Source organism: Olleya aquimaris, assembly GCF_003259525.1.
In the GTDB taxonomy this organism is placed as follows: Bacteria; Bacteroidota; Bacteroidia; order Flavobacteriales; family Flavobacteriaceae; genus Olleya; species Olleya aquimaris.
The window spans coordinates 112,936-126,834 of the sequence record NZ_QLLO01000008.1; the positions used below are offsets into that span (position 1 = coordinate 112,936).

Annotated in this window: 12 protein-coding genes; 11 read left to right on the forward strand and 1 reads right to left on the reverse strand. The window is 32.2% G+C overall.

The window, feature by feature from the left end:
• Nucleotides 1-308 precede the first annotated feature (308 nt).
• Complete coding sequence (locus tag LY08_RS11400; RefSeq protein ID WP_111660572.1) at nt 309-1,319, reverse strand: 3-oxoacyl-ACP synthase III family protein; 1,011 nt, start codon at nt 1,317-1,319, stop codon at nt 309-311.
• Between the two features lie 432 nt (nt 1,320-1,751).
• Here LY08_RS11400 and htpG point away from each other — a divergent pair, with 432 nt between their 5' ends.
• The 11 genes from htpG to LY08_RS11455 all read left to right on the forward strand — a co-directional run bounded on the left by htpG (nt 1,752) and on the right by LY08_RS11455 (nt 13,811).
• Nucleotides 1,752-3,662, forward strand: coding sequence for a molecular chaperone HtpG (gene htpG, locus LY08_RS11405; RefSeq protein WP_111660573.1), 1,911 nt, complete (start codon nt 1,752-1,754; stop codon nt 3,660-3,662).
• Between the two features lie 205 nt (nt 3,663-3,867).
• Entirely contained in the window at nt 3,868-4,311 is a 444-nt protein-coding gene (locus LY08_RS11410) for a hypothetical protein (RefSeq protein ID WP_111660574.1), read from the forward strand.
• A 56-nt stretch (nt 4,312-4,367) separates the two neighbouring features.
• Nucleotides 4,368-4,607 (forward strand): hypothetical protein, encoded by a 240-nt coding sequence (locus LY08_RS11415; protein ID WP_111660575.1) that lies wholly within the window; start codon nt 4,368-4,370, stop codon nt 4,605-4,607.
• A gap of 57 nt (nt 4,608-4,664) precedes the next feature.
• Nucleotides 4,665-5,252, forward strand: coding sequence for a hypothetical protein (locus LY08_RS11420; protein ID WP_111660576.1), 588 nt, complete (start codon nt 4,665-4,667; stop codon nt 5,250-5,252).
• A gap of 113 nt (nt 5,253-5,365) precedes the next feature.
• Nucleotides 5,366-5,977 carry a YkgJ family cysteine cluster protein gene (locus LY08_RS11425; RefSeq protein ID WP_111660577.1) on the forward strand — a complete coding sequence of 204 codons (612 nt, stop codon included), beginning with the start codon at nt 5,366-5,368 and terminating at the stop codon, nt 5,975-5,977.
• A gap of 61 nt (nt 5,978-6,038) precedes the next feature.
• Complete coding sequence (locus LY08_RS11430; RefSeq protein ID WP_111660578.1) at nt 6,039-7,367, forward strand: LTA synthase family protein; 1,329 nt, start codon at nt 6,039-6,041, stop codon at nt 7,365-7,367.
• 112 nt (nt 7,368-7,479) lie between these two features.
• Nucleotides 7,480-8,142, forward strand: coding sequence for a carboxypeptidase-like regulatory domain-containing protein (locus tag LY08_RS11435; protein WP_111660579.1), 663 nt, complete (start codon nt 7,480-7,482; stop codon nt 8,140-8,142).
• 14 nt (nt 8,143-8,156) lie between these two features.
• On the forward strand, nt 8,157-9,164 hold the full coding sequence (locus LY08_RS11440; RefSeq protein ID WP_111660580.1) for a transglutaminase domain-containing protein: 1,008 nt from the start codon (nt 8,157-8,159) through the stop codon (nt 9,162-9,164).
• Nucleotides 9,165-9,213: 49 nt separating this feature from the next.
• The gene (locus tag LY08_RS11445; RefSeq protein ID WP_111660581.1) at nt 9,214-10,455 is read left to right on the forward strand and encodes a DEAD/DEAH box helicase; all 1,242 of its coding nucleotides are present in this window, start codon (nt 9,214-9,216) and stop codon (nt 10,453-10,455) included.
• An 18-nt stretch (nt 10,456-10,473) separates the two neighbouring features.
• Nucleotides 10,474-11,457, forward strand: coding sequence for a hypothetical protein (locus LY08_RS11450; protein WP_111660582.1), 984 nt, complete (start codon nt 10,474-10,476; stop codon nt 11,455-11,457).
• A gap of 134 nt (nt 11,458-11,591) precedes the next feature.
• Nucleotides 11,592-13,811 carry a RelA/SpoT family protein gene (locus LY08_RS11455; RefSeq protein ID WP_111660583.1) on the forward strand — a complete coding sequence of 740 codons (2,220 nt, stop codon included), beginning with the start codon at nt 11,592-11,594 and terminating at the stop codon, nt 13,809-13,811.
• Nucleotides 13,812-13,899 lie beyond the last annotated feature (88 nt).

Below are 13,899 nucleotides of genomic sequence, written 5' to 3' on the forward strand. Positions count from 1 at the left end.
CACCTTTACTGTGTTAAATTCTCGTTAAATATTGAAAATCAGCGTAATAAAATCTGTTTTTAGGCGTCTTACTATTAAACAAACAATAAATCGTTTTTTATTTTATTTGAATTAGTCTTCACAAAAAACCAACGAATTTATAAAGTTTAGTTTAAATGGTTAGTTTATTAAAAGCCCAAAACGGTTGTTTTGGGCTTTTGTGTGTTTTGTCATTGCGAGGACGTAGGACGTGGCAATCTATTGATGTTAATAAAATTCAATTTAAAATCTTACTTTTATTATAAGATTCCAGCCTACGCAGGAATAGGTTACCACTTCATTATCACACTTCCCCAAGTAAAACCACTTCCAAAAGCAGCTAATACTACATTATCTCCTGCTTTAATTTTTCCTTCTTCCCAAGCTTCGGTTAAAGCAATAGGTATAGAAGCTGCAGTAGTGTTTCCGTATTTCATGATATTATTAAATACTTGGTCGTCACTCAGCCCAAATTTTTTCTGTATAAATTGTGCGATTCGTAAGTTAGCTTGATGCGGAATTAACATATCAATTTGATCTTTACCTAGGTTATTTTTAGCCAAACCTTCCATAATGACTTCACTAAAACGCACAACTGCATTTTTAAATACAAATTGTCCATTCATGTATGGGAAGTAACTCTCGTCATTTGGATCGTTTTCAGAAATAATATCTGTAACCCAACGGGTTCCCATACCAGGCGCTTTAACAACTAGTTCTTCTGCATGTTCACCTTGGCTATGTAAGTGTGTGGATAAAATTCCTTTAGTAGTATCTTCTTCTCTGGTTAACACTGCTGCTCCTGCTCCGTCACCAAAAATAACAGACACACCACGTCCTCTGGTGGTTTTATCTAATCCATGAGAATGCAGCTCGCTACCAATAACCAATACATTTTTATACATACCAGTTTTAATAAAATTATCTGCAACAGAAATAGCATATACAAACCCAGAACATTGGTTACGTACATCTAATGCACCTACCGTTTTAATATCTAAAGCATGTTGTACTTGTACACCTGGACCAGGAAAATACATATCTGGACTTAAGGTTGCAAAAATGATAAAATCTATATCATCTTTATCTATTCCAGCGCGTTCTATAGCTTGTTTGGCAGCTTTTACTCCCATAGTCGCTGTGGTATCACCACTTCCTTCTTTAACCCAACGTCTTTCTTTAATTCCAGTTCGTTCTGTTATCCAGGCATCATTAGTATCCATTAGTTTGGATAAATCATCATTTGTCACCACATTATCTGGAACGTATTTACCTAAACCTATAATTTTTGAATTGTACATTTACTTATTGTTTTAATATTAGCGCTTTAATAAAGGTAAATAATTAATACCGCATTTAAAAGCTTTCAAAAATAAGGATTTCATAAATAATGATATTCTATTTTATGTAATAGTTAGTTGTAAAAAAAAACACACTTTAAAAAAAGTGTGTTTTCTAGCTTAAATTATCAATAAGCATTATTTAAACGTTTATAATAATAAACTTAATCCAAATATAACAAAATTAACGCACTTGTAAAAAACAATAGATATCAACCTATTTGTACTAAGGTGTCAGTTTGTCACTTAACCATAATTGGCATTTTTGTTGACTATTAGTAAAACAGAATTTAACAGTATTAAATTATTGTCAGGTAAAGCGTTTTAGGGTTAGAAAATGAAAAAAATTCAACTTGGCTTTATGTGACACAAACAATAAAAAACAATTACATTATGGCAAAAGGAAATATTAACGTTTCAGTAGAAAACATTTTCCCACTCATTAAAAAATTCTTGTATAGCGATCACGAAATCTTTTTACGTGAGCTAATTAGTAATGCAACCGATGCAACGCTAAAACTTAAGCATTTAGCTAGCATTGGCGAAACTAAATCGGATTATGGAAACCCTATCATTGAAGTTAAAATTGATAAAGAAGGAAAAAAACTTCACATTATTGATCAAGGTTTAGGGATGACTGCAGAAGAGGTTGAAAAATACATCAACCAAGTCGCTTTTTCTGGTGCTGAAGAGTTTTTAGACCAATACAAAGATAGCGCTAAAGATTCTGGTATTATAGGACATTTTGGTCTTGGGTTCTACTCGGCTTTTATGGTTGCAGATAAAGTAGAAATCATTACCAAATCACATAAAGACCAGCCTGCTGCACATTGGACTTGTGATGGTTCTCCAGAATTTACTTTAGAGCCTCATGACAAAACAGACAGAGGTACAGAAATAATATTACATATTGCAGAAGACTCGACAGAGTTTTTAGAAGAGGCGCGTATTAGCAGCTTGCTACGTAAGTATAACAAGTTTATGCCAATACCAATAAAGTTTGGAACAAAAGAAATTAACGATCCAGACCACACACCTAAAACAACAAAAGATAAAGACGGTAAAGACACTACAGAACCACAGAAAAAAATAACCGTAGATAACATTATAAACAACCCTAATCCTGCTTGGACCAAACAACCAACAGACTTAGAGGATGAAGACTATAAGTCTTTTTATCGCGAGTTATACCCAACACAATTTGAAGATCCGCTATTTCACATTCATTTAAATGTGGACTATCCGTTTAACTTAACAGGAATCTTGTATTTCCCTAAGATGACTCAGGATTTAGCGATGCAAAAAGACAAAATTCAACTCTATCAAAACCAAGTATTTGTTACAGATAACGTCGAAGGAATTGTACCTGAATTTTTAACGATGTTACGTGGTGTGATTGACAGTCCTGATATTCCATTAAACGTCTCACGTAGTTATTTACAAGCAGATGGAGCTGTTAAAAAAATAAGCTCGTACATCTCGCGTAAAGTAGCCGATAAATTAAAATCGTTGTTTAATAATAATCGTGAAGATTTTGAAGCTAAATGGAATGACATAAAAATTGTTATTGAATACGGAATGCTATCCGACGATAAATTCTTCGAAAAAGCTGAAGCATTTGCTTTATTCCCAACAGTGGATGATAAATATTACACGTACGAAGAATTATATAACAAAATAAAAGCAAATCAAACCGATAAAGATGACAAACTAGTTATCTTATATGCAAGCAATAAAGACGAGCAGCACAGCTATATTGAAGCTGCTAAAGACAAAGGTTACGAGGTGTTATTATTAGATAGCCCAATCGTATCTCACTTTATGCAAAAGCTAGAAACTACCAAAGACAAAATTAGCTTTGCACGTGTAGATGCAGACCATATTGATAAGTTAATCCAAAAGGAAGACACAGCAATTTCTAAATTAGACGAAGACCAAACCAAAGCATTGGACGAGTTGTTAAAAGACGTTGTACCTTCAGAAAAATTTATGGTACAATTAGAAGCTATGGATAGCAATGCAACCCCATTTATGATTACTCAACCTGAGTTTATGCGTCGTATGAAAGAGATGCAAGCTACAGGTGGTGGTGGCATGAACATGTTTGGCAGTATGCCAGAAATGTACAACTTAGTGGTTAATACAAACTCTGAGCTAGTACATGAGATTTTAAACACCAAAACCAGAAAAAAACAAGAGCGTTTAATTAATCAAAGTTTAGACTTAGCACGTTTATCTCAAGGCTTATTAAAAGGAAAAGAGTTAAGCGAATTTATTAAGCGTAGCTACGATATGATTAAATAAGAAATCTCAGAATCAAAATAATTTTTCGCTGTCGCGGAAATTAAAAAACCACCTCTTGTAGGTGGTTTTTTTATTACTTAAAATACGTAGAACTACGTATTTTATTTGAAAGAAAATTCTTCTACCTTGCATTAGATGACTAATTATATCCAATTGATTATCTTACATATCTAAACATAGTAACATATTAAAAACAAAAAAACCGATGAAAACATTTGTAACACTAATTTTATTTTCTTTTTCACTGATAACTTTTGGCCAAAATAAACCAGAAGAAATAGTTACTAATTTTTTTAATGAATATAAAAATGATGGTGCTTCTAAAGCAATTGATAATCTTTACTCAACTAATAAATGGATGGCACGAGCTACAGATGCCATAACAAAACTAAAACAACAACTAAGTGCTTTAAATGAGGATTTTGTCGGACAATATTATGGTTATGAATTAATTGTAGAAAAAAAGCTTTCGGATAGCTTTATATTAATGAGTTATTTAGTGAAATATGATAGGCAACCCATCCGATTTACATTTCAGTTTTATAAACCAGAAAACCAATGGAGAATTCATAGCTTTAAATATGACAGTAACATAGATGAGGAAATTGAAGAGTCAGCTAAAGCATACTATTTAGATTTAGAAAACTAAACTAGCTATACATCATTTATTAGTTATCACTTTATATAAAACAAAACACACAAATCATGGGGCTTTTTAGAGGGATTTTAGCGATTGGTATTTTAGGATCAGGTGTGTATTTTGCTTTTAAAACCTTTATGTCTGTTTATACAAAGACAAACTCAGCATTATTATCAGTATTGGCAGGAGCTAGTGTTGGAATACTTGGTATTGGTCTAGCTGCATTTGCTTTTTCTAGTTCAAATCAATCAGATCCTTGGGAAGATGCTGATGTTGTAGAAGAAGAGGACAAACAACCTGAATAAACACCTCAGCATCTATTTTTTTTAGTACCTTAACCTAAACAAACAACAGCTACAACTATGAAAACGTTAAAATTCACCTTACTAACATTACTCTCTCTACTCTATTTTAACTGCGATAACGATGATGATAACACCAACAATGTCTGTGACAGCAACTATGTTAATGCAGCCATTACAACCGCATTTAGTACTGCAAATGGGTATGATGATTTAGCAGAGTGGATGGATCTAGAAACCCATGAATACGAATTACAAATTAACGCTTCTGGTGAAATTTGTACCATTGGCTACCAAAACCCAAGCACCTATACTGGAGGCTATGACATGGAAGTAATTAATAATACTAGTGGTGGCAGCTATTTAGGGACGCACACTTTTTCTCAAAGTGGATTAGATTACCAATTAATAACTCCTGTTGTAGTTAATGCTGGAGACTATATTACCGTAAAACGTACTATTTTACCTGGTTATACTGCACTTAATCAAACTGTAGGACGTATTTTAAGAAAATCGGACTTTACAGATGTACCATATCCAGTTACTCAAGGTAACGTTGTGTTTTCAGGCTCTGTGTTTTATGGTGCTGGTGGACCTGTAGCCAATATTGGACAACCCTATATTGCATTAGGTTTTAAAGTTTATTAACTCAATAATATAATTAACTTCACAAAGCCACTTTTGTTTAAAAGTGGTTTTTTTATATTCTCAGTTTAAGCAGTTATTGGCATTTATATAACGTACCTTAAACAAAAAAGGTCATGTCCATAGAACGTCGCGTAAAATTGGTGGAATCATTATTTGATAAATTAGATGCAGAGATTGCTCAGTTTCAGGAAAAGACTACTTTACATTGCTTAACAGGTTGCGGGAATTGTTGTACTAACCCAAGCATTGAAGCTTCACCTTTAGAATTTTTACCTTACGCTTTCTATTTGTTTTTAAACGGAAAAGCAGAAGACACATTAATGCTATTAAACACTAAAACCACAACTTCCATTTGCCATATTTACAGTCCGTTAAATATTATAGATAGTACTTTAGGACGCTGTAATAATTACAAATACCGTGGTTTAATATGCAGACTGTTTGGCTATGCTGCATCAAACGATAAATATGGACAAAAACGGTTAGTGACTTGCAAAATTATTAAAGACCACCAAAAACAATCATATCAAGACACTCAAGTAGCAATAAACCAAGGTCTAAATGTGCCAATGTTTACAGATTATTACATGCAATTGTCACAAATAGATTTTACAATGGGCAATGTTATAGTCCCAATAAATAAAGCTTTAAAATTAGCAATAGAAGAAGTCCTGCACTATTATGCATATAGACCTTTCCCAAGTGGATTGGTTAATATTGCATAAGTGTAATAAATAAAGTTTCAATATTTAATTTATCTTTACTTCAACCAACCACATTATTTTTATGAGAAATAATTACAGAACCAAAGCTTTTAAACTTTGGTTGGATAAACTACAACAAGAAAGCTGGCAATTAGAATTAATTATTTCTGGGTTTTCCATTTACGGATTATCTCAAGTTTTTGAACCTTTAATAGTCTTTTTAAACATTGCTGAAAACGAAAAAAACATTGCAGTAATTATTCTATTATTTATTGCACTAACCTCCTGTACCATTTTAATGTTTACCTTGTTATTACACGTGGTTTTAAGAGGTTTGTGGATTGGCGCTTTAGGTTTACGGTATGTGTCTGGAGATATAGACTACAAAGCCTTAAATTACAGACCAAAATTTGACCGTTATTTACGTCGTAAAATAGGATCGTTTGACAAATACATTTCACGCTTAGAAGATTATTGTAGCGTGCTTTTTGCTATTTCATTTTTACTTATTTTTTACATCTTATCCATATTTGTAACTTTTGGTGCTATAGTCGCAATCTCCTATTTTTTACTAAACGATTATAAAGACAGACCTATCGTCTTTTTTGTAATAGGACTTATCTTGTTATTTTTTGTGCTTTTTGGAATGTTATTTACGTTTATAGACTTTGTAACTCAAGGCTATTTAAAAAAGAATAAATGGTTAGCCAAAATTTACTTTCCGTTTTATTGGGCGTTTAGTTATTTAACCTTATCGTTTTTGTATCGTCCTTTAGTTCATAATTTTATTGATAATAGATTCGGAAAACGTCTAAGTATATTACTAGTCCCAGTTTATTTCATACTTATTGGAATTACTTCTTTTAGTTTTAATAGATCAAACTATTTTTCGTCATCAGACACCTCTAACACCTTTACTGCTAATAAATTTAATTATGATGAAAACATAACAGAAAAAGGTATGTTTATTAGAAATGCATCCATTCCTTCAAAAATCATTGAAACCCGCTATTTACCCGTATTTATAGCTTTTTCCGAAACTATAGAAGATGCGATTTTTAATTTCAATCACGCATTAAAACCAGACAAAGACATTAGAGGATATAAGTCTGGCATTGTGTTTTCTGATGATTTTTTAAGTTTTAGAAAAAAAGATAGTCTAAAAACCGTATACATGCGCACGCTATCTGAAATGTATAAGTTTAAAATTGATAGTATTGAATATAAAAATTTAGAGTTTATTTTCACAGAACACAACAATAGTCAAAATGGTTTTGAAACCGTTATTAGCTTAGATTCTATAACTGATGGAAAACATAATTTAAGAATTTATAGAGCATATAAACACAAGGATAGTATTAAGTATAATTGGCATCAAACCATTCCGTTTTGGTATTTTAAAAAACAATAACTCATTAAAAAGCCAACTTCGCTCACCAAACAGTATGGTTTACTCATTCTTCCTTTTTATATAGGTTAAAGTAGTTTAGGTTTGAGTTATTAAACTTAAACATCTAAGCATCATGAAAGACCATTTTAAATTAAACATCAAAACTCCTTGCCAGGAAGATTTTAATGCTTTTTCACCAACACAAGCTGGTGGATTTTGCAATTCTTGTAATCAAGAAGTAGTAGATTTTACTGCTATGAGCACACAAGCCATAAGCTTGTATTTTAGCAAAAACAACACAGAAAACACCTGTGGTAGATTTAATAACTCACAATTAAACACCATTACTATGACACCAGAAAAAAGATCGTATTTAAGCGTATTAAGCGGAATTGGACTTGCTTGTTTCTCGTTACTATCATTAACAACTGCACAAGCGCAAGACACACCTAGCAACTCCACAAACACAGAAGTGAAGCAAACCACAAAAAAAGTAACCGTTAAAGGGACTATTACAGACCAAGACGGAAACCCTTTACCAGGAGTTAATGTTGTTTTAGAAGGAACAAAAATTGGAATTAGTTCAGATTTTGATGGTAATTTTCAGTTTCCTCAAAAACTTAAACAGGGTGACGTTTTAGTCTTTAGTTATGTTGGCTTCGAGTCTAAAAAATCGGTTATTGACACCACAAATACAGTTTCAAACATGCAACTTAATATTAACATGGATAACGAAGCGTATATCATGATGGGTAAAGTAGATGTTAAACAAGTGTATAAATCTAAAAAGGACTAATTGATTAATACCACATGAAAACCATACTGTCCTTTATTTTTTGTTTGTTAATTAATAGCGCAATTGCGCAAGTATCGGATTTTAAGTCTATAGATTTTACTAGAGCAGATAATATTGCAAAGCTCCATCATGGTAGTAGTTTAGACAATCTCCCAATACTTGCGCATAATTTAACACATAAGCTAACTACAGATGCCGAAAAATTTAGAGCCATCTATTTTTGGGTGTGCGATAATATTAAAGGAGATGCTACTCAAGATCATAAAATTTCTAAAAAAAGAAAGCAATTTAAAAACGATAGTTTAGGGTACCTCCAATGGAATAACCAGTATAAAAAAGCATCTTTCAAACGGTTATTGAAACACAAAAAAACCATGTGTACTGGATATGCCTATCTACTAAAAGAGCTCTGCTTTTTTGCAAATATAGACTGTCAAATTGTTAATGGTTATGGACGAAGTGTTACCTCTAACATTGATAGTTTAGATATAATCAACCATTCTTGGAATGCGGTTAAACTAAATAAAAAATGGTACTTGTGTGACCCAACATGGTCCAGTGGTTACTTACTAAATGGTAATACGTTTGTAAAAGACTTTAATGATGGCTATTTTTTAACAGACCCTGTTTTATTTGCAAAAAATCATTTTCCTTTAGAGAAAAAATGGTATTTAAACGACTCGTTAAAAACTAAAACATTTGAGGTAGCTCCAATTGTTTATGGCGAAACCTTTGAACACAAAATAATTCCGACAAGTCCATCTATGATGCATTTAACCTCTAAAAAAGATGAAGTGGTTCTGTTTAGTTTTAAAACTATAAATCCTGTTAAAAAGGAACATGTCTCCTTGGTACAATTTTTTGGTACAGATGCCATACCTTTTGATATTTATGATTTAGAACACCAAGACGGTTACATCAGTTTTAAAACCAAATTTAAGCACAAAGGGTTCTTCGATATTCACTTAAAAATTGAAAACGATATTGTAGCAACCTATACCATAAAAGTAGAAAAAAGTTAAAGTCTATTTTGTTCGACTAAAAAGCTACCTTTGTAGCAAATATTACAACATGTCATTTAAAGACTTAAAACTTAATAGACCTATACTTCGTGCTATAGCAGAAAAAGGTTATGATAACCCAACTCTGGTACAGGAAAAAACCATACCCTTAGCCCTTAACAGAAAGGATATTATTGTTTCCGCACAAACCGGAACTGGTAAAACTGCAGCATTTGCCTTACCTATCATACAGCAATTGTATGATAAGCAAACAGCCTCAAAAAAAGGAAAAAAAATTAAGGCTTTAGTGGTTAGTCCAACTCGCGAATTAGCTTTACAAATAGCAGAAAACTTTGAAGCCTATGCAACTTATACAGAACTTACAAGCACAGTAATATTTGGAGGTGCTTCTATAGAACCTCAAAAAGAAGCACTTAAACAAGGTGTAGATATTTTAATTGCAACTCCTGGTCGTTTGTTAGATTTACACAAACAAGATGATATTAATCTAGATTATGTCGAAACTTTGGTGTTAGATGAAGCAGATTTAATGTTGGACATGGGATTTATAGACGATGTCAAAAAAATTGAACGTTTGTGTCCAAAAACTAAGCAAACTCTATTATTTTCGGCAACAATCCCTTATAAAGTAGAACAATTAGCTAATACCATTTTAACATCACCACAACGAATAGAAGTTGCTCAAAATAGTTCGACTTCAAAAAACGTTAACCAATTACTATATTATGTCCCAAAAAAGGATAAAATAGAATTGTGTTTACACTTACTTCGTACTACCATAAAAGGTAATATCATCATTTTTAGACGCACTAAATATGGTGTAGATAAATTAGAAAAAACTTTACTTAAAAACAATTATCAAGTAGATAGTATTCATGGTGACAAAAGCCAGACTGCAAGACAAGAGGCATTAAAGCGTTTCAAGAAAAAAGAGGTTAATATTTTAATTGCAACAGATGTTGCAGCACGTGGTATCGATATCGATAATCTAGATGCAGTAGTCAATTTTGATTTGCCAAATATTCCAGAAACTTACGTACATAGAATTGGTCGTACTGCTCGTGCAGGACAATCTGGTATGGCTTACTCATTGTGTAGTGCAGATGAAAAATCTTATGTTATAGACATTCAAAAACTCATCAATTTACAATTAGATGTTATTGAAGATCATCCTTACCCTCTAGATCCTAAAGCAAAACCTATAGTACACAAGTCTAAAAAAACTGGAAGCAAACATAAAAAAGGACGTAAAAGCGAAGCCTCAAAAAAGAAGAAAAAACGTTGGTATTAAATTTGATAAGTTTGTAATATGATAGTAAAACAATTTGCTTACCTCCTAACCTTTGTTATTACAACTACTAGTTTTAGCCAAACCACACTTTTAGACAGTATTTCTAAAAAAGGGGTGTCTTTTGCTACCATATCCTTTGGCAATGGAAATGGTGTTTTTGCAGACGATGAAGGGCAATTTGTATTTACAAAAAAATTATACTCGGACATTGACTCTTTATTTATTTCTGCTTTAGGTTACAAAGACTTAAAATTAGCAACATCAACTTTAAAGGATACTTTATTTTTAGCACCACAACCTGACTTGCTAGATGAAGTTATTGTCACCGCAAAACCTACAGGTAAATTTAAGGAAGTGACCATAAAACCAGTTGGTCATGACGATTATTACAAATGTTGGCTACCTACAATTGAAAGTGAAATTGCAGTCTTTTTTCCCAATACAGACACAAAACCAAAGCGATTAACTAAAATATTATTACCTATTAAAACAGAAGCCAAAACATGGCGAAAACGCAATAGGGACAATCATCAAAAACGTCCGTTTTCTACATTATTTAGAGTGCAGTTTTACCAAAATAACAATGGGTCGCCTGGAGAAGTGTTAACGTATGAAAAGATTGTTTTTATAGCCACAGAGGACACCAAATCAATATTTGAATTTGACGTGTCTGGCTTTGATATTTTTGTACCAAAAAATGGTTTTTTTGTTTCTATTCAAGTCCTAGGTTTTACAGATAAAAACGGTAAATTATTACCAAACAAAAAATATCAAGAAGTTAAAACTAGACGTGGTATTGTAAAAGTATCAACTACGTTTAGACCATTATTACCATTTACGGATGAAATTTCAGAGAAAAAAACGTTTGTAAAACGTATATTTTTAAACGGTGGACAATGGGTGTTATTTGACAAACAAAACATTAAAAACTCCAATCTATTAAACGCAGGTTTAAATAACTATGGTATGGGTTTAAAAATGGAAGTATATAAAAATCAGTAGTAATTTTTTTCATTTTAACGATTAAAAAAACACTTTATTCGGTTTCCTTTAAATTTATCCAACTAGTTGTTGTCCATTCAGTATTTTATCTTATTTTTAATACAGATTCTATATTTAATGAAGGCGAGTAATCCATGACAGAAATTGATATTGAAAAAGAAAATGCAGAAATTGCAAAAGCCTACAAACAGCTACTAAAAGTTAGTTATCGTACCTTATCTACAGAGGACAAAAAACTAATAAGAAAAGCGTTTGAAGTAGCAGTTGAGGCTCATAGCCAACAACGCAGAAAAAGTGGTGAAGCTTATATTTTTCACCCAATAGCTGTTGCAAAAATTGTGGCACAACAAATAGGTTTAGATGCCACTTCAATTGCTGCAGCTTTGCTTCATGATGTTGTAGAAGACAACGACAACTACTCTATTAAAGATATTGAAGAATTGTTTGGCGAAACGGTTGCTAAAATTGTAGATGGATTAACTAAAATTTCGTCTTTAAGTAAAGAAAAGGACATGGATGTCTCTTTACAAGCAGAAAATTTTAGAAAAATGCTACTCACCCTTAATGATGATGTTAGAGTAATCATTATTAAAATAGCAGACCGCTTGCATAACATGCAAACTATGGACAGCATGCGTCCAGATAAGCAAGAAAAAATAGCATCCGAAACCCTATACATTTACGCACCTTTAGCTCACAGAATTGGCTTATACAACATCAAAACAGAGCTAGAAGATTTAGGGTTAAAATATACAGAACCTGAAACTTACAACGACATCTTGCTTAAAATGAAAGAAAGCAAAGAAGAGCAAGATGCTTATATTAAAGAGTTTAACGACGTAATTAAAAAGTCTTTAGACAGAGAAGGTTTGACTTATACTATAAAAGGGCGTCCAAAATCTATTTTTTCTATCAAACGAAAAATGGATAAACAAGGCGTTTCTTTTGATGAAGTCTATGATAAATTTGCAGTTAGAATTATTTACAAAAGTGATCGAGAAAACGAAAAATTCTTGGCTTGGAAGATATATTCTATTGTTACAGACCACTTTAGACCTAATCCAACTCGATTACGCGATTGGATTTCTTCACCAAAATCCACAGGTTATGAAGCACTGCACATTACTGTTATGGGTCCAAAAGGGCGTTGGGTAGAAGTTCAGGTTAGAAGTGAACGCATGAACGAAATTGCAGAAAAAGGATATGCTGCACACTACAAATACAAAAATGCTGACGACAAAGAAGATAGTTTAGACATTTGGATAAACAGACTACAAGAAGCATTAGAGAATTCGTCTTTAAATGCTGTAGATTTTGTAGAACAATTCAAACTCAATTTATATTCAAAAGAAATTTTTGTTTTTACACCTAAAGGCGAATTAAAATCGCTTCCAAAGGGTGCAACACCGTTAGATTTTGCGTTTAGTATTCATACCGAAGTTGGACGTAAAACAAGAGGTGCTAAGGTAAACGGAAAATTAGTGCCTTTAAGTCATGAATTAAATAGTGGTGATCAGGTTGACATAATTACTTCAGAAAACGCTAAACCCAACCCAAACTGGCTAGATTATGCTACTACAGCTAGAGCCAGAGGTAAAATTAAATCGTTATTAAAAGAAGAAACAAAAACCATTGCAGAAGATGGAAAAGAAATTTTAAGACGTAAACTTAAACAACTTAAAATAGTTTTAAACGAAAAATCTGTTAACGAAATGGTTAACCATTTTAACCTTAAAACTAGCTTAGACTTATTTTATCGTGTAGGGACTGGTAATATAGACAACACCATGCTTAAAGAGTATGCTGCTTCAAGAAGCAACGCATTAGTTAGCTTCTTGAAAAGTAAAATTACCAGAAAGCAAAACATTAACCCAGAAGAGCTTAATAAAGAAGAAATTACCAACAAATACGATCTATTAGTATTTGGTAAAGAAGAAGAAAAATTAGATTATAAGTTGGCTAATTGTTGTAATCCTATTCCTGGAGATTCTGTTTTTGGGTTTATTACTATTAATGACGGAATAAAAGTTCATAAAAAAAATTGCCCAAATGCTATTAGTCTACAATCCAATTATGCATATCGTATCATACAAGCACGATGGATAGACTCCTCTCAGCAAGAGTTTGCTGCACAAATTATTTTGTCAGGAATAGATAACTTAGGACTGGTTAATGACATTACCAAAGTCATCTCATCTAACATGCATGTTAACATGAATAGTATTAGCTTTCAGAGTGACGACGGGATTTTTACAGGTAAAATCAATGTCATTGTTCGCAATAAAACCATGCTAAAAAAGCTAATGGATAATCTTAAAAAAATAAACGGAATAGATAAAGTTACCAGAATTTAACATTTAGTTGTTAATAAGTGTCTAATAACCCTTTACTCAAACCTCACTTTTTATAACTACAACCTCAAAAAAATATGTAAATTTGTTG